The sequence below is a fragment of the Sphingobacterium sp. UBA2480 genome (assembly GCF_002341965.1).
Taxonomy (GTDB): Bacteria; Bacteroidota; Bacteroidia; order Sphingobacteriales; family Sphingobacteriaceae; genus Sphingobacterium; species Sphingobacterium multivorum.
Genome location: NZ_DDPA01000008.1, coordinates 420006 through 439136, shown reverse-complemented (window position 1 = coordinate 439136; position 19131 = coordinate 420006). Strand labels below are relative to the sequence as shown.

Sequence of the window (19131 nt, the reverse complement as noted above, 5' to 3'; positions counted from 1 at the left end):
CAGGTGATCGCAGGGCTGGGAAGGCCGGATCCGGCACAGAATGGGGACGGGAACCGGGACTCGATACAGGCTCCGCAGCGGAAACATGGATGAACATTGTATTGCTCGATCTGCTTAAGCTCGGGATCACTTTGGTAGCCCGCTCGGCTCAACGCTCAATCGAAGACGATGCGCATAGGCGCAGCCTATAAACGGGTGGATATTGATAAGACCGGAAAATTGTCCCATCGGAAAGATCACAGCGAAAAGACACCGCAATGCAGGATATAACAGGGGATAGGCGGATATCGGTAGGTCGGAAAAATGGCAGAACACAGGGCTCCGGAATACCTTCATTTGCAGTTATACTTTCCTGCCTGTTTACTTAGGGTTAGTTTAGGGTTTAGTTAGGTTTAGTTTAGGTATAGTATAGGTTATGGCTAAGCAAACCCTAACTTATTACTAAGCTAACGATAAACAAAAGCTAAACTAAGAAATAAAGCATCCTTAACTCTCCCTTATTTAGGGAAAGGTGGTTCCGCTTGGGGACAACGCTCCGGCTGCTGACAAAGGTCTGCGGGAACCTCCGACTGCCCTCCCAGCCTCCTTTGTACCATGGTCGGGGCTGGTTTAGCCCCTGAACGTCTTGAGTCCGTGTTGAGTCCGTGTTGAGTCCGAGTCTAAGCCCGCCCTCACCCCGCTGCCAACACGGGCAAATGACGCTCCGAACGCGACCATATCCCCTGGATGCCCCTAAAAAAGGCCAATACCAGACTGAACCGCAGCCGAACAACTCCGTAGCAACGCAGCAAACACGAAAACAACTCGGAAAAACATACTATCAAAGGCGCAAAAAGAATTTGGGAGCAGAGCAGCGTAGGGGAATGCCCCAATTTAACGATGGAGCGGAGCAACCCTTGTTATCTTATCTCCCTTGGTTTAAGGCAACACATAAGCTGTGTTTATTTATCAGTAATACACCGTGAATACGTGCTAAACCCGAGGTGAGTCTGCGTTGAGTCCGAGTCAGGCACGCAGTAAGCCCTGTCACGCTACTCAAAACCCGCTTGAACTGTCCTTAGAGTGGCTTTCGGAGCGGAATGAAAACTGGATAAACCCTGGATAATGACTAAAAAGCGCTATATGCCCGGAGAAACACAGCATAAAAAGGGCTAAAAAAGCATTTCGCCCTACTGATTTCCCGCATCGGCCTCAGCATAGGATCGAATCAGGATCCAGTTTAGAATCCTATTTCGAATTCTGGACGCCCTATCTTATTGTTTTTACCTATCAACGGTATTAATCTGAGACATGCTCAATGACCGCCTTAGTAAATGTTTACTCGAGTATTATAGGCTTTACCTAGGTTTCCTTGATTAGCATTAGTCTGGGTACTCTTTTAATAAAAGCTAAATATTTCATCCGATTAGCGGTCTGTTTTAAGAACAATTCATCTACTTATATAACAGTCAATTTTACAACTACTGGAATAACGCTTTTTTCAGTAAATTTGATCTAGGTTAATAAATAACAAAAAAGAAGACCTTATTTTTAAGAAATTAAAGATATTAAATACTTTTATTGCAAATAAAACCATATTGGTCCATGATAGATTATGCTCAGCTTTTAAAACAGGTAGAAGAATATGCTGAAACTTATATTACAGAAAATATTTCAGTTTGCCATTGCTTTCACAATACGATACACACACGTTCTGTTGTACGTGCCGCGGAGGAGATTTCATCGTACTATAAACTAGGAGAGGAGGATCACTTTATTGTCATTAGTGCCGCCTACTTTCATGATCTCGGCTACGTAAAATCTGACAATGCTATTGGTCATGAAAAAAGAAGTGTCGAAATTGCTTTAAATTTCCTCCAGGACAAAGGCATACCGGAAGCCATACAGGAAAAAATCAAAGGTTGTATTTTAGCAACGAGAATGCCTCAGGATCCTACAAATCTGCTGGAGCAAATTCTCTGCGACGCAGACCTATTTCATTTTGGGAATGAGGATTTCGTCAACAGAAACAAACTGATGAAAGCCGAAGCTGAAGCAGTACTAGGGAAGGAGATCGATAAAGACGTATGGCGGGCCGGCACAATCAAACTACTAATGAGCCATCATTACCATACTGAATATGCGCAACAAAAGCTTAATGCCAAAAAGGAGATGAATCTAAAAGAACTGGAGAAAAAACAGGAGAAATCTATCTCAAAAAATAAAGAAAGTAAAAAGGAAGACAAAAAGGAAAAAGAGAAAGGCAGTAAGCCAGAACGTGGGATAGAAACAATGTTCCGGATTACGTCCTCAAACAATCAGCGACTAAGCGACATGGCAGACAATAAGGCCAACATCCTCTTAACGGTCAATTCTATTATCCTTTCTGTCGTGATTGCTGTCTTATTTCGGAAACTAGATGCCAACGAGCACCTGATTATCCCAACAATTATCTTAACTACAGCCGTGGTAGCAACCATGGTCATGGCCATACTATCAACGATACCCAAAATTCCGTCGGGTAAATTCTCAAAGGAGGAAATCGAACAGAAATCAGTCAATCTTCTCTTTTTTGGAAATTTTTACAAAATGAAACTCGACGATTATAACGAGGGTATGCAGAAGGTAATGGTCGACTCGGAATTTCTATATGGCATGCTCACCAAGGATGTTTATTCGCAAGGTGTGGTATTAGGACGAAAATATAAGCTTCTACGATACGCCTATGGAATTTTTATGTTTGGACTTGTTATATCGGTTGTTTCTTTTGTCGCCGCAACCATATTTTAATGCAATACTATAAAAACAGTGAAATATTTCAGCATCATGTTTTCCAAACTTTCTTTTTTATTTAAAAAGATGCCGCCTTTAGATCAATCATTAGCTACCAATAGATAGCATCATTATTAATGTTGTTGTAAGCACGTTGCCATAACCATAAATTTATACGGATGAAGAAGAAAGATCTTTATATCAACAGAGACATCAGCTGGTTATCGTTCAATGACCGGGTACTTGACCAAGCCGCTCGTGAGGAGGTACCTTTACTGGAAAAACTACAGTTTCTCGCTATTTTCTCATCCAATCTGGATGAATTTTATCGTGTTAGAATGCCTGTACTAATGGCTTGGAAAAAAATAATGAAGCAAAATCCGGGACAGCTCATTCCGAACATCGATATTGGCACATATAAAAAAGCGTCAAAAACCATCAACAAACAACAGGAAAAATTTGGCTTAATACTAGCTGATATTATCCAAGAATTAGCAAAAGAAAATATATTCTTTATCTACAACCAAGCTATTCCAGCAGAAGTAAAAGACCTCGCAGCTCAATATTTCTTTAGTACAATTGCCTCCTACCTCCAAATTATACCAATTGATGATACTTCTTTTTTTCCGATCAACAATCAGCTCTACTTCGTCGTTACAGACGACAATACTGGAGTGGTATTCTTTCTAAATGTCCCTTCAAATCATATTGGCCGCTTTTTCACCTGTGAGATCATTGGGAATAAATATGTCGTACTCATAGATGATATTATCAAAGCATTTTTTCCTGAAGCCATAAGAAATACATCATTAAATTTCTATTCCTTTAAAATCACGAGGGATGCGGAATTAAATCTCCAAGATGAATTTGAGGGTGATATTGCCCAAAAAATTGAGACGGAAGTCAATAAACGTGATCTTGGCTATGCGACACGCTTTCTATTCCAGCCAAATCTGCCAAAACAGCTGATTGAAACATTGGCAACACTATTTGAACTGCGAAAAAGTAGCATTGTCGAAGGCGGAAACTATCACAATCTGAAAGATCTATTTTCATTTCCGATTAAAACAGCAGAACTTTCTTATCCAAAACAGCTGCAAATCAATAAGAATCAGAATTTCAGGGAATCTATCTTTGACCAAATAGACCGAGAGGATCTGTTGGTCTGCACGCCCTATGAATCGTTCGATCCCATACTACGTTTTTTTAATGAGGCCGCAATAGATCCAACCGTAGATGAGATTTACACGACCTTATACCGTATCGCCGGTGATTCGCATATTGCACAAGCGCTGGCTACCGCAGCAAAAAATGGGAAAAGAGTCAATGTATTTGTCGAATTGAAAGCGCGCTTTGATGAAGCGAATAATATACATTGGGCTCGATTAATGAAAGAACAGGGCGTCAAAATCACGTATAGCATCCCCAATTTAAAAGTACATGCCAAAATAGCGCTCGTCAAACGCAAAGAGGGTCGAGAAAGTGCTTTATTAGGCACAGGAAATCTAAATGAAAAAACGGCGAAGGTCTACACGGACTACTTCCTTATGACCTCAAATAAACTATTGACCAACGAATTAGACATGCTATTCGAGTTTTTACCAGCTCGGAGAAAACCCCATCATCCAAATGAGCTGTCTTTTAACCATCTATTAATTGCACAGTTCAATCTCAAACATACATTTTTATCCCTGATAGACAAGACCATCCAAGCAGCTAAAGACGGAGACAGCGCTACAATAAAAATTAAATTAAACAATCTGGAAGAAGAATCGTTAATCAATAAATTGTATGAGGCGAGCCGGGCAGGGGTAAAACTGCAATTATTGGTCAGAGGAATCTGTAGACTAAAACCACAAGTACCCGGATTGAGCGACAACATTGTCGTGAAACGGATTGTAGGACGATATTTAGAACATGGCAGAATATTTATTTTTCAATATCAAGCACAAACGAGCGCGTATCTGGGCTCTGCAGACTGGATGAACCGTAACATCTACCGACGTATAGAAACTTGCTTTCCATTGCTGAATCTAGCATTAGCACATCAAATACAAGAGTTATTCGATATTCAGTTTGCAGACGACACCGAAGCAACTTTACTGGATGAACACGGACAAAATCAGGCAATAGAAACACAGCAGAAAAATGTTTCTCAGCAACAAATCCTTCATTATTTGAAAGGCAACATGAGACAATAGGGCTATTCAACAAGGCAGCTCATTACAACAAGAACAGCCTAAAAGCCCAACAATATAATCATTGAACGTAAGCTCATTCAGAAACCGGATGACTTCCTCAATTTAAAATTTAATCATATAATGATGAAAAATCCCACGATATTGACAACTATGGCATTAGGTTTAGCTTCTGTTATTTTTCTCGCCTGCAATCCGAATAATACAACCAAGGAAAACAGCAACAAACCCGCTCATGTTCAAGCTGAAAAACAGCAACAAATACCCTATACATTATCTTCGGGCATAAAGATGAGTTTGCCCGACGAATTGTTAGAAATATCCGGAATAGCTTTTCTCGCGGGACAGGATGACGATATTTATGCCATTCAAGATGAGCAGGGCTTTCTTTATAAATTTAACCAACCGACACAAAAAGTTACGTTCAACCCTTTTGGAAAAGATGGCGACTATGAGGACATCTCGATAAGCAATACACATTTCTTTATTTTAAAGAGCAATGGTAGCATCTATTCCTTTCCCATTGCCGAAAAGGACGATATAAAAAACGTGGTCGAACAGAAAAATTTACTTCCAAAAGGAGAGTATGAAGGGCTTTTTGTTGACCGCGAAAGCAACCAGGCATACGTATTATGTAAAGAATGTAAGGTCGACAGAAAACAATCGCAAACCTCGGGTTATGTCTTTTCAATTGACGAGCGTGGTCAATTTCAGCCGAAGGGAGAATTTGCCATCCAGCTTGATGAACTTCATGCATTTGATGCTAAAATCAAGAAAACGTTCAAACCCTCGGCGTTAGCTAAAAAAGCAGACAGCAAGGAATGGTATATCTTATCTTCTGTAGACAAAGCCCTTGTTGTAACCGATGAGAATTTTCATGTGAAATCACTCTCTCCATTAGACCCGAAGATTTTCCCTCAACCTGAAGGCATTAACTTTGATTCAAAATTTAATCTTTACATCAGCAGCGAAGCCGGTAATCAGGATAAAGGGATCATTTATAAATTTGAACAAAAATAGGCATGCAAAAGGTAGTACCATTCTTTCTTATTTTTCTTGCTAGTCATGCTTATTCACAACAAAAGCATACACAGTCCCCTGCACATCAGGGCAAATCCTTTGCTCAAACCGTTATCAAGGACAGTGTAAGCATCGTTGCAAATGCAAAATATGGTAAAGCCAGTAAATTCAAGAAGTTCTTCCTTGGCGAAAATTACCGCAAAGAATGGGCCGCGGAAACCACCTTGCCTTTGCTTCAGCTTTCAACCTTGTACGGGGGACTGCATCCTGTCAAACAGGGAGGCGGGATGCAATCGGTTTCCCTACGACTTACGGATTCAATCGGTCGGGAATGGGCACTACGTTCGGTCAATAAAAGGACTGAATCCCTCATACCTGAAGAGCTCCATGGGACCTTTGTACAGGATGTCTTAGACGATGCCACCAGCGCCCAGCATCCCTATTCCGCACTTATGATCCCTGCTTTGGCAAATGCCGTGAACGTCCCCCATGCCCATCCCATCATCGGCGTTGTTGCACAAGACAGCATATTGGGGGAATACGCGCCGCTTTTTGAGCATACGGTGGCTTTACTAGAAGAACGCGAACCACTTGGTGATTCAGACAACAGCCCAAAAGCTGTCCGAAAACTACAGGAAGATAACGATGATAACTTTAAAGCTAAGGCATATCTGCGCGCAAGAATGCTGGATGTATTGGTAAGCGATTGGGATCGACACGAGGATCAATGGCGTTGGTATAATGAAAATCAGGATAGCACAGATCACGATAAAGACTACATTCCTATTCCCCGCGATCGGGATCAGGCGCTGCGTGTCACACAAGGTTTTCTGATGAAAGATATCTATCAGCAATTTGTCAACCCAGTCATGCAAGGTTTTACGACGGGTATTCCCAATATTTGCTATTCTTTATTTAAATCGCGTTTTTTAAATGCCCATCCGAGCAACCAGCTTTCTCACAAGGAATGGACCAAAGAGGTCAAGCAATTTGTAGCACGTCTCACAGATTCGGTATTATGGGAGTCGGTACGTAGCCTGCCACAGTCGTCCATTGCTATTCGTGGGGAACAAATTTTTAAAACACTTCAAAGCCGTCGTGATGCTCTACCCTCAGCGATGGAAGAGTATTATAATTTCATCAATAACATTGTCGATATTCACCTCAGCGACAAAAACGAAAAAGTAGAAATACACAGCACGGAAAATAAAAACCTGAAAGTCAAAGTTTCGAAGATCAATAAAGATGGTAAGGTCACCAAAGCATTGATGGACAAAACCTATAAAGACCGCCTAACAAAAGAAATTCGTCTCTATTTAGGTGAGGGAAAAGACTCTGTTGTCATCGATAACGCAAATTCTCCGATTAAACTCCGAATTATTGGAGATAGCACGCCAAAGACTTATGTTATCAACGAAAGCAAATCGAAAATACAGCTTTACGAGAATACCAAAAACTCCACTTTACTGGGTGAGAAGAACAAAATAAAGCTCCATTATGCACAAGATAGTACCAACACGCAATTTGTTCCTGTAAACCTATATAACACCTGGCTTCCTCTGGTGACTGCGGGTTATAATGCTGATGACGGTTTTTCGCTCGGGCTGGGGGCTGCTTATACACATCAGCGTGGATTTAGAAAAAATCCTTTTACGTATAAGCAACAACTGACTGTAGCAACAGCCTTCCGGACCGGAGCTTATAAAATTCACTATAGAGGCGAATGGATAGCTGTTGTCGGGGATGCAGATCTTGTTGTCGATGCGCTAGCAAAAGCTCCTGACAACACGCAAAACTTCTTCGGTGTAGGTAATAACTCGCTCTTCTTAAAGGAACAGTATGGTGCAAAATATTACAGAAGCAGATTCAATATTTTCAATATCAATCCGCAGTTAAGATGGAAACCTTCATCTACGTTAAGCTTTGCCGTAGGTCCGCATATCCAATTTTACCACTTAGATCCGATTGAGAATGAAGATCGATTTATTTTAAATCCCCAAGCTTTACATTCTTACGATAGTTTATCGATTACCAAAGACAAAACTTTTGCAGGTATCAATGCATTTTTAACACAAGACTCCCGTAATCGAAAGATTAACCCAAGTAAAGGGCTATATATTGAAGCCGCTTTGAATTCCTATTTTGGACTCAATCCGTACTCAAAAAATTCAGCGCAGTTAAGTGCCGCAATAACCGGCTATTTCAGTGCATTCAATGAAGGCATTATATTCGCCAATAGAACGGGAGGGGGGATCGTTGTCGGGAACCCTACATTTTATCAATATTTATTTCTAGGTGGCCATGAAAATCTCAGAGGATTTCGCCAATATCGATTTGCGGGGCAACAGATGCTGTATAATAACCTAGAGGCCCGTGTTAAAGTACTTGATGTCAAAAGCTATGTTCTTCCAGGTGAATTCGGACTAATGACCATGTATGATATTGGAAAAGTATGGGCAAAGGGCTATAATAGTGATAAGTTTCATCAAGGTGTGGGTGGGGGTATTTATTACATCGTCGCCAATGCACTTCCTTTGCATTTTGTCATGACGAAATCCAATGAAGGCTGGTATCCCTATTTCAGCACAGGTTTCCGTTTTTAAAATTTCGATCCATGGAGATAAAGAAAGTACAACTCACAACGGCAAAAAACGCCAATACGTATACAAATGGCAGGCTAGACTTTGAACCATTTTTCAAATACCTGGAATCTTTTATTGAAAATGGCACTTCATCGGATGAAATGATTCCTTTGTTTGCGTTGGAACGCATCAAAGAAATAGAACATCTCAACGGCAAACTCTGCAAGCAGAATCTCAATGCCTATAAAGATATTCTGCAATTGATTTATAGCCTCTCCGTATCGTTGATTGACACTGCTCCAAAAAGGTACTGGGCACTCACAACAGCCCTAGCAGAAGAAGCCTTCTATGGAACCGAAGCCTTTTTCGACCTATCTAGCCATCAGCTTGTGGAGCAAGAAATGCAAGGGAAGATGCGTGCCGGAAGCCTTCTTACGAATCAAGAAAAGCTTTTTTATACCCTCATCTTCGATAGACTCTATGGCTTTTCTCCCAATGAAAACAGCAGCATTGTGTATCATCACCTCAATGATCAGGGGGAGATTATCGATTATTACGATTTAGACATCGATTTTAAATTTGTTGAGATCAAAGCAAAAAAGACATTGCCGGCACTTGATATAGGTCGTTTATCGGAAAACCCCAGTGATTCCATTTTTGACTGGAATACCGTTATCAATACCGTTAAACTGGAAGATTTTGAGTTATCGGGCTTTAGCATGGTGACCTTAAGAAAGACCAGTACGGAACATACCTTACGGCGAATCCAGTCCATCCTCCTGGATTTGCCTACATACAATTACCACCTCTTTTTAGCTGATTTAGAAAAGATAATCACACCGCTATTAAAGGGGCCTGATACGGTATTTAGTCTATTTCCGCTGTTCCAATTAAATGGGGTACCATTTTTCGATTATTCAATCACCAATAAAAGCATCTTGTTTGCTGAAGCGTATACCGCCAATAAAACCTTTAAGATCAATCCTGAAATCGCGGGCTACCTAAAGCATCCGCATGTGATATTTTATACAAGTAATGCGACGAATGGTATCCGGAATACCACGTCCATTTTCGACGAGCGGATTAGCTTGTCGGGGGTAACGACCTATTTGTGTATTCCGCTCATTCATAATCATTCTCTTTCAGGCATATTGGAAATATACAGCCGTGAACAAGATCAGCTCGACAGTGAAACCATGCAAGCCTTAGGTTCTCTGGTTCCGCTTTTATCACAACTAGCTCAGGATATCACCCTGGAATTTAAAAAACGTATCGACGATATCATCATTAACCGGTTTACGACAATACAGCCTTCGGTTCAGTGGAAATTTAACCATATCGCGGCCCAGTACATTCAGGAACTGGAAAACGATAGTCAGGATGCCCATATTAAAGCGGTTGTATTTGAAGAAGTCTATCCGCTCTATGGTGCTGTCGATGTCAAAGACTCTACGATCATACGAAACGCCTCTATTCTCAAAGACTTTAGCTTCAAGGTCAAACAGCTCGCCATGCTTATTGATGAGCTCTCGTTAGACGGAAAGCACAAATTGATTATGACTTTTTCAGCACGGGTCGATCAAATTACAGAATCTCTTGACCATATCTCTTTTGATGAATCGATGGTCAAGATCATTGAGTTCTTCAGAAAAGATGTGCAGCCATTTTTAGAAGAAGCCAGAAAGCAATTCCCATCAAAAATAGCGGTGATTGAGCATTATGCGAAGCATTTTTTCACCAATCGGGACACCGGGGAGTTTTATCGGAATGAGTTTGAAACTTCTCTACGTCAGATCAATCAATTGATCAGTAGAGAACTGGATCATTTCAATAGCTTCATCCAGGGAAATTATCCGTCTTATTTTCAAAAGTTCAGGACAGACGGTATTGAATATGACATTTATATCGGCGAATCCATTACGCCCCAACAATCGTTCAGCTACGAATTCATCAATGTATTTAGGCGTCAGCAAATTGTTTCGATGGCCAGAATTGCGCTGAAAGCATACCATGCGAAAGATACGCTGCCACTGGCTTTAGAAACAACACAACTGATTTTCATCAACCCACATAGCATTGATATCAGCTTCCGGGAAGATGAAAGGAGGTTTGATGTCGAGGGATCGCTCAATATCCGTTATGAAATCATCAAAAAGAGGATAGACAAAATTCGGATAAAGCGAACCAAAGAACGACTTACCCAGGTCAATAAAATTGCTATTGTCTATTTATCGGATGAAATCCTGGAGGATCTCATGCTAAGTATACAGGCAATCTATGACATGGGCATTATTGAGCATACCATCGAACATTTAAAATTGGAAGATGTACAAGGAATTGCGGGGTTGAAAGCAATTCGCCTTTCGGTGAATTTAAACTATCAAGATTTCTCCTAAATTTGTCCAATAAAGGGAAGTTTATCCCCGTTGATATAGGCTAAATGGGACAATGTCAGATGGAGGATTTAACATATTGATTTAAAAAGGATTACCATGATTACTGATGCCAACTATTTTTATCTAAGCGATTTGCTTGGCACTTTATTTTTTGCAATATCGGGTACCCTGTCGGCAAAACGTAAAGATATTGATATTTTTGGGGCAGCCTTTTTAGGGTTTGTGACAGCCATTGGCGGTGGATCGATGCGGGATGTATTTTTGAATCTACGCCCAGTATGGGTCAATGATAGCAATTATCTCATCGCTATTTTCCTCGGAATTTTAATTGCCATTATCTTCAATAAACAGTTGTATGGTTATTATCGTACGTTGACACTTTTTGATGCCATCGGAATTAGCTTTTTTACCATCCTTGGGGTACAAAAATCACTCAACTACGAAAGCAATACCTATGCTGCCATTATCTTTGGAATGTTCACCGCGGTATGTGGGGGGATGACACGCGATGTGCTACTCAACGAAACCCCACTAATCTTTAAAAAAGAAGTATATGCTACGGCCTGTTTAGGTGGAGGGCTCACATATATCTTGCTGGTGCACCTTGATCTCGACCTCTCCTGGGCGGCATTTATTGGGGCTGCTGTTGTCTTTTTAATACGAATGACAGCCGTTAAATATCGTTTGTATTTACCCCGCTTGGATTGAGGAAAGTCCCTCTTAGCACGTAAACTTTCTAGAACACGTCACACTGGATGACCGAATCCATATTAAAAATGGATTAAAAGACGGACTAGAAGGAAGCGACAAAGAAAAAGCGTTAGTATGAACTAACGCTTTTTCTTTTGCTGTGGGAATTTCATTTTATAACCAACACGAATATTTCCTTTCGCGATAGCATCCAATCGACCTTTTAGCATCGTCTTCTTCAAGGCACTCAATTTGTCGGTAAATAGTTTACCTTCAATATGATCATATTCGTGCTGTACCACTCGGGCAGCCAAACCTGTTAAGTCTACTTCATGCTCTTCAAAGTTCTCATCTAAGTAATTGATGCGAATATTCCGGTGACGCAATACGTCCTCATTAATATCTGGGATACTTAGACAGCCTTCACCGAAAGCCCATTTTTCACCAGACTCCTCAACCATGATGGGATTGATGAAAACTTTTTTGAACGATTGGAGCATTTCTTTGTTTTCTTCATCATCTTCTGCGAAAGGAGTTGCATCGATAACGAACATACGTATAGGCAAACCTACCTGTGGAGCTGCCAAGCCAACACCATGCGCTGCATACATGGTATCGAACATATCATCAATCAATTTCTTTAAATCTGGATAGTCTTCATCTATTTCTTCAGCGACCTTTCTTAATACAGGATCGCCATACGCCACTATCGGAAGTTTCATATGTATTATAATTATTTATAAGTGCCGATACTCATTTCTACCTGAGCTCGTTACACGCTGTTTGCTTTTAAAGTCACTTGGCGCCTGTTGTAATTTTAGCACGTTTTTATTTTAGATCATGTCAGGCTAATTGCTCATCCTGAGTCATTGTACTTTTTTAACAAGGATACGCTGTCGCTCCATTATATTCTTGGGTACAAAGGTACGGATAATTATTAAAAGTGAATATTTCGTCAAAACTTCCATAAAAGTTACTTTTGTTTTATGGATCCTTCGTTTATAAATTTGTCGACACAGTTCAAGCTTAGGCTAGAGCAAGCTCTTGAAGTTTCATTAGCGCTTTGTCATGTTGATGGATTTATACAAATATCATCTCCGGAATTAACAATTAACATTTTACTATACCCTCACGAGAAATCCGTGAGACGTGATACTTCCGATCCTTGTATTCATATCGATGAAGACCAATTAATAACAAAGTTTGATTTGATCGTCAGGCGCATTGTTTCTAGAACAAAAAATGACAAACGCATTTACGCCCGTAATACTGTAGTTGCCCGGATCGACAAAGGAACGAGTTTACAGTTCCTCGTGGAACATCATTTACAAACCGCTCTTCCCGGCAAGTATCGTTATGGCCTTTATGAACAGGGAGAGCTTGTTGCGGTCGCGGTATTCTCTGGAGGGCGCCGAATGTTGGATAAAGATGAAGATTATCGCTCATTTGAACTATTACGCTTTTGTAATAAAACAGGTATTAATGTCATAGGGGGCCTTAGCAAATTAATTAAAGCCTTTTGTAGCGATTTCTCGCCAGGAGACATTATGACTTTCACCGACCGTGATTGGAGCCAACATTCTTCGCTCGAAAAAATTGGGTTTGTTGCGAAGGAAATAACTGCACCTATCAACTTTTGGATAGCAGAGACAAAAAGATATGTTTATCGCAATACAGAAGAGCTAAAGGTATTAATGGAACAATATCCGAATGGCTTTCCAAAGGAAAATATGGGCAGCATCAAGATGATTTTATATGTAAAATAAGCTAAATTGTGTATATTGTACACTGTAAGGGTTTGAAAAATAAATAATCAAAAATAATAACGTTATGAAGAGAAAACTTCGCATGGGTATGGTCGGAGGCGGAAACGATGCCTTTATTGGCGCTGTACACCGTATTGCTGCTTTTATGGATGGCAAGATTGAACTGGTTTGTGGTGCATTTAGTATTGATCCACAGATTTCAAAACAATCTGGAGAAGACTTATTTGTAGCTCCTGAGCGTGTCTATCTAAACTATGAAGAGATGATCGAAAAAGAATCTTTGCTTCCTGAAGGCGAGCGTATGGATTTTGTAACGATCGTAACCCCCAATTTTCTACACTTTGCTCCAGCTAAATTAGCGCTAGAAAAAGGTTTTGATGTTGTTGTTGAAAAACCAATGACAGTATCTGTTGAAGAAGCAAAAGAATTACAGGAAACAGTAGAGCGCACAGGCCGCACACTGTGTCTTACGCATACGTATTCTGGCTACCCGATGGTTAAACAAGCCAAAGCAATGGTCAAAGAAGGTCATTTCGGTAAGATCAGAAAGATTGTGGTTGAGTATCCACAGGGTTGGTTAAGCCGACTAACAGAACGCGAAGGTAATGCCGGGGCCGCTTGGCGTGCAGATCCGAAACGCTCAGGTAAATCGTTGGTTATGGGTGATATCGGTACCCATGCTGCGCATTTAGCGGAATATGTATCGGGGTTAAAAATCCAAGAACTATGTGCAGACCTCACAACATTTGTTGAAGGTCGTCTATTGGATGACGATGGCTCGGTGCTTTTGCGTTTCGAAAATGGTGCTAAAGGTGTATTAATGGCTTCGCAAATTTCAGCCGGAGAAGAAAATGCCGTTCGTATCCGTATCTACGGTGAAAAAGGTGGATTGGAATGGGCAAATGAGGATCCGAACAATTTAATCATCAAGATGCTTGATCAGCCTCGTCAGCTTTATCGCACAGGAAATGCTTACGCAGCGCCTTATACGTTGAGTTCTTTTGCAACACATAATACCCGCGTACCAGCAGGTCACCCAGAGGGCTTATTGGAATCATTTGCGAATATCTACCGTAATTTTGCGGCAACAGTTACGGCAAAACGTGAAGGACAAATTCCGACAGCTGAACAACAAGATTTTCCAACAGTTTACGATGGCGTAAGAGGCATGGCTTTTATCGATACTGTCGTAAAAAATAACGAAGGAACAGAAAAATGGACTAAATTTGTTCTGTGATAGACAGATTAAAATATACACTTTCTCTTTTGGAACAGCAAACCGTTCCGAAAGAGAAAGTTATCGTTATCTTAGGACCTACAGCTTCAGGAAAGACGAAACTAGCCGTTCAACTGGCGCAACGCATCGATGCTGAAATCATCAGTGGAGATTCCCGCCAAATCTATAAAAGAATGGACATCGGTACGGGAAAAGATCTATCGGAATATCAAGATATTCCCTATCACCTTATCGACACCCATGAACCGGGAGAACGCTATCATCTCGGAAACTTTATCGCTGACTTCCATCAAGCCCGACAATCCATTCTAGAAAGGGGAAAACATACTATCCTTTGTGGTGGTACAGGCCTATATATCCAAAGTGTAATCCAACAAAATCCATATGCGCTGATCCCATCGATAGAAGGGCTCAAGGAGTCATTACTTCCTCTCCCAGAGACAGAGTTGTTAAAACGCCTTCGGGAATATACACTACCCGCGAATTTCCAAATCGATCTTTCGACCAAAAAACGTATCATCCGCGCAATAGAAATATTAGCATTTTTAGATACTCACCCCGATCACATCGCTCAGCAACAAACGGTAGATAGCATCGTTATCGGATTAAATCCGTCAGTGGAAATCCGACGCGAACACATTAGCCAAAGATTAAAACAACGATTGAATGATGGCTTATTAGCAGAAGTGGCAAAACTCCTGACCGAAGGGATTACACACGAACAGCTTCAATACTATGGTTTGGAGTATAAATATGCTTCTCTCCATCTCCTTGGACAGCTCGATTACCCGGCCTTTACCAAAAAATTGGAGACAGAAATACATCGCTATGCCAAAAGGCAAATGACTTACTTCCGAAAAATGGAAAAAGACGGTATAATTATCCATTGGGTTTAAAAAAAATAACAATTGTTCTCTATCATAAAAAAATTTCATATTTTTAAAAGAACCTTATAACAATTGTGATGAGAACATTATCGCTTATTTTTGCACTGCTTGTCTGTGCCCTATTTTCATTGAAAGCACAAGAAAAAGTTATCGCCGAAGTTCATTATCAATTTAAACATAACAACGATACGACCAAAAATGCGGTACAGCTAACGGATGAAACAGTCACCTATCTCGGTAAAGAAAGTAGTCTCTATAGAACCTACTCAGATATTCTCGTCAAACAACAGTTAGATGCCAAAACTGCAGCTCAAGATTTTGACGGCAATTTAACGTTAAAAATGCCTGCCAGTCCCCCGGTTCTGGATGGATACATTATTTATCCTTCTTTAAAAAAGACCATTCATATAGCGGGAATATCGTCTCCGGAAGATGCTTATTCATGCGAAGCTCCCTACGAAAGCCAGGACTGGGAAATAACAGATGAAACTAAAACTATCGGTGGATACCTTTGTCAAAAGGCCACATGTCGATTTAAAGGAAGGGATTACACGGCTTGGTTTACGACAGAACTGCCATTTTCTTTTGGACCATGGAAGCTACATGGACTACCGGGGCTTATTCTTTCGGTACAAGATTCCAAAAACGACGTCAGCTGGGAATATGCCGGCTTTCAAAAGCAACCTTCGGACCAATCACTTCGAATTGAGCCTTCAAAAAGTGTTATACCCGCAAAAAAAGAGGAAATTCAAAGACTAAAAACGGCATTTAAAGAGAATCCCAGCGCCTATTATGAAACACTTGGGGCAACTGGTCGCGCAAACCCTTTTCAGATCGATTATTCTAAAGTTCAAATCAGCTTCGATGTTCAAGGTCAAGCCCCTTCAACACAAACAAACAATCCTATCGAATTAGCGCCATAGTTTATGCCCAAAAATTTTGTGCTGTTTGTCTGTTTTTGGCTATGCGGCTATTTCTGTTATGGGCAACATCAGATCTCCGGGGTTTTATTAGATAACACGAGTAAGCAAGGTATTCGCGCAGCAAGCGTTAATCTAAAATCTAGTGATGGAAAAGTAATTTCCTTTAAAATAACGGATGCTCTTGGGCATTTTGAAATGATAACATCCAAGGATCTAACAAATGCCTACATAGAGATCAACCATATCGGGTACAAACGTTTCAGCCAAACACTTGGGAGCCAACTACGCAACCTTCAAATCATACTCGAACAAACCACTATTTTATTGGAGGAAGTCAAGATCAAAAGTGCGCCTAAAATAGCACGCAGCGGGGACACACTCACCTACAACGTGGCTGGATTTGCTGACCCCAATGATCGAACTATCGGCGATGTATTGAAGCGAATGCCTGGGCTGGAAGTCCTTGAAAATGGTGAAGTGAAATACCAGGGCAAATCCATTTCAAACTTTTATATCGATGGGGATGATTTGCTGGCTGAAAAATACGGTTTGGGGACAAAATCAATATCCCCAGATTTAGTTAAAGACATACAAGTCATATCTCATCATGAGCATATTAAATTGCTCAAAAATAAAAGGTATAGTGATGATGTTGCGCTAAACCTGGTAATAAAAGAAGAAGCTAAACTAAAGCCGTCGGGTAGCATAATGCTCGGATTGGGAACTCCCAAACATTTCGATGGAGATCTAAACACGATGATGTTTAACAAAAAAGTGAAATTTCTCAATGCCCTGAAAGCAAATAACATCGGTCAGGATCTTGCTATTTACATGGAAGAAACGAGATCACAGGCAAAAATTGACAATCTACTTTCTTTAGGAACAATCGGCAGCCCTCCTTTAGAGAAAAGAGATTACCTCCAGAATAAGACCGGCCTTTTCGATTTCAATTTTTCAAAACCGATTAAAAAAGACTGGTCGCTACGTACGAATATCCAGGGATTATATGACAGAAACAACATTCATTATGAAGGGAAAAACACCTATTATACTGAAAAGGGGGATATTTCATTCCATGAGATTCAGATTGCACAAATTAACACTAAGGCCGCGACCGGGCAAGTGACAGTTGAGCGCAATACCGATCATTTTTACTTTAAAAATTCCTTAACAATGGGGCTAAATAGTGAGGATTCCGAATCGAGTATCTCATCAGATACAATACCGATCGACAACAATATTCATCATAGGTCCAAAACGATCAACAATCAACTGATTTATGTGCCGGAGCTTAAAAATGGAAATATTATCCAACTTCAATGGTCTAGTAAATATTATACAAAGCCCCAGAGACTACGCAGTTCTACCGAAGTATTCAATGACCTGTTTTATCCAGTCATATTTGATAAGATAATCCAACATGTCAATGTACCGACCTTCAATACTGTCGCTTCGCTGGGATATCGCCTCCCCAGCGGTAAAATAAACCAATACTACGGTATAAAGCTCGAATTAGAAAATCAACGCCTTGAATCTAACATCGAACTCCTACAGGGAGAAAAAATTTTCAATCCGTTGCTAGATTCAACAATAAATAGAATGAATTGGTTACGCACATCCAGTGAATTCAATGCACATTATGCTTGGAATAAAGAGCGTTTTAAATCAAATTTATCCTTGCCTGTCGCCTTTATCCATACCCGTTTTGAAGACAAAAATTATCAGCTCAATAATTGGAAAAATCTCATCCAATTTACACCCAGCTTTAGCGCTCGATACCATATTGGCTATGATGATGAACTTGCATTTTCCTATAAAAATAGCAACAACTTGGGAAATATAGATGCTGTTTATCGCGGTTTGATTATCCAAAATTACCGAACTAGATCTTATAATAGCTCAGCCAATCCAGTGAGCAGAAATAATGATTTTTTCTTGAACTATAAATTGGGACAATCGGTTAAATTACTGTTTTTTCATTTTGGACTAGGTTATGAAATTCACTCAACAAACAATATGATAGCCACTACAGTTACAGACTCATTGACGGCGACACAACTGATTGCAAAAGAAAATTCTATGCACAGCTATACAGCTACCATCGGTCTTGATAAATATATATTCAAGCTAGGGGCCCTATTCAAACTGAAATTCAATTGGAGACGATCAAACTACAATCAGTTATTTAACAAGGAAATATTACCCATTGCCATTACTTCTTATGAACTACAACCTGCTTTCAACAAGAAATTTTTCAGAAGGATAGCACTAGATTATAATAGCTCCATTAATCTATCATTTTCTTCCCAGGGCAATGGATCGTCAGATCGTCGTATTCTTTTTATTACGCAATCGATGAACTTCCCCATCAATATCACAAAATCAGTATTACTTAAATGGAATCTTCAGCACCTTTTTAACAAACAGCCTGATTATAAGAATACAAATTATTTATTCTGCAACGTCATGACAAGATATAGTCGATGGGGAATGGATTTTGAACTGGATATACGCAACCTAGCCAATATAAAAAGTTTTGAAACAAACTCCATAACAGCCAATGTACAGTCGCAGAATCGTTATGAACTGCGGGGACGAACGGCTCTCCTTAGGGGAATTTACCATATCAAATAGGTTTCTTATAGGAATTTAAATGCTATAAAAACAAAAAAGGGTTAGTA

The 19131-nt window shown here is 40.2% G+C and carries 13 protein-coding genes; 12 read left to right on the top strand and 1 reads right to left on the bottom strand.

All coding sequences use genetic code 11. The features are described 5' to 3' along the window. Positions 1–695 precede the first annotated feature (695 nt). The 7 genes from B3600_RS20665 to B3600_RS20635 all read left to right on the top strand — a co-directional run bounded on the left by B3600_RS20665 (position 696) and on the right by B3600_RS20635 (position 11655). Positions 696–965, top strand: a complete 270-nt coding sequence (locus tag B3600_RS20665; RefSeq protein WP_286754255.1) for a hypothetical protein — start codon at positions 696–698, stop codon at positions 963–965. Positions 966–1584: 619 nt separating this feature from the next. Continuing rightward, positions 1585–2769: a Pycsar system effector family protein gene (locus B3600_RS20660; RefSeq protein ID WP_231585238.1), complete on the top strand. Its 1185-nt coding sequence runs from the start codon at positions 1585–1587 to the stop codon at positions 2767–2769. 161 nt (positions 2770–2930) lie between these two features. Next, positions 2931–4952, top strand: coding sequence for a polyphosphate kinase 1 (ppk1, locus tag B3600_RS20655; protein ID WP_286754254.1), 2022 nt, complete (start codon positions 2931–2933; stop codon positions 4950–4952). A gap of 120 nt (positions 4953–5072) precedes the next feature. Then, on the top strand, positions 5073–5969 hold the full coding sequence (locus B3600_RS20650; RefSeq protein WP_286754253.1) for a hypothetical protein: 897 nt from the start codon (positions 5073–5075) through the stop codon (positions 5967–5969). A 2-nt stretch (positions 5970–5971) separates the two neighbouring features. Continuing rightward, on the top strand, positions 5972–8572 hold the full coding sequence (locus B3600_RS20645; protein WP_286754252.1) for a hypothetical protein: 2601 nt from the start codon (positions 5972–5974) through the stop codon (positions 8570–8572). An 11-nt stretch (positions 8573–8583) separates the two neighbouring features. Beyond that, complete coding sequence (locus B3600_RS20640; RefSeq protein WP_286754251.1) at positions 8584–10947, top strand: GAF domain-containing protein; 2364 nt, start codon at positions 8584–8586, stop codon at positions 10945–10947. 96 nt (positions 10948–11043) lie between these two features. Next, complete coding sequence (locus tag B3600_RS20635) at positions 11044–11655, top strand: trimeric intracellular cation channel family protein (RefSeq protein ID WP_070562817.1); 612 nt, start codon at positions 11044–11046, stop codon at positions 11653–11655. Positions 11656–11777: 122 nt separating this feature from the next. Here the strand turns inward: B3600_RS20635 and def are convergent, their stop codons facing one another. After that, a complete protein-coding gene (gene def / locus B3600_RS20630; RefSeq protein ID WP_286754250.1) occupies positions 11778–12359 on the bottom strand; it encodes a peptide deformylase in 582 nt (193 codons plus the stop codon). Between the two features lie 264 nt (positions 12360–12623). On the opposite strand from def, the gene B3600_RS20625 reads away from it, so the two are divergent. The 5 genes from B3600_RS20625 to B3600_RS20605 all read left to right on the top strand — a co-directional run bounded on the left by B3600_RS20625 (position 12624) and on the right by B3600_RS20605 (position 19084). Further along, positions 12624–13403: a hypothetical protein gene (locus tag B3600_RS20625; protein ID WP_115046279.1), complete on the top strand. Its 780-nt coding sequence runs from the start codon at positions 12624–12626 to the stop codon at positions 13401–13403. 64 nt (positions 13404–13467) lie between these two features. After that, a complete protein-coding gene (locus B3600_RS20620; RefSeq protein ID WP_070562808.1) occupies positions 13468–14640 on the top strand; it encodes a Gfo/Idh/MocA family protein in 1173 nt (390 codons plus the stop codon). Next, complete coding sequence (gene miaA, locus B3600_RS20615) at positions 14637–15536, top strand: tRNA (adenosine(37)-N6)-dimethylallyltransferase MiaA (RefSeq protein WP_286754249.1); 900 nt, start codon at positions 14637–14639, stop codon at positions 15534–15536. Before B3600_RS20620 ends, miaA begins: the two co-directional genes overlap by 4 nt. A 68-nt stretch (positions 15537–15604) precedes the next feature. After that, entirely contained in the window at positions 15605–16450 is an 846-nt protein-coding gene (locus B3600_RS20610; protein ID WP_286754248.1) for a GLPGLI family protein, read from the top strand. Positions 16451–16453: 3 nt separating this feature from the next. Next, positions 16454–19084, top strand: coding sequence for a hypothetical protein (locus B3600_RS20605; protein WP_286754247.1), 2631 nt, complete (start codon positions 16454–16456; stop codon positions 19082–19084). The last annotated feature ends 47 nt before the right edge of the window (positions 19085–19131 follow it).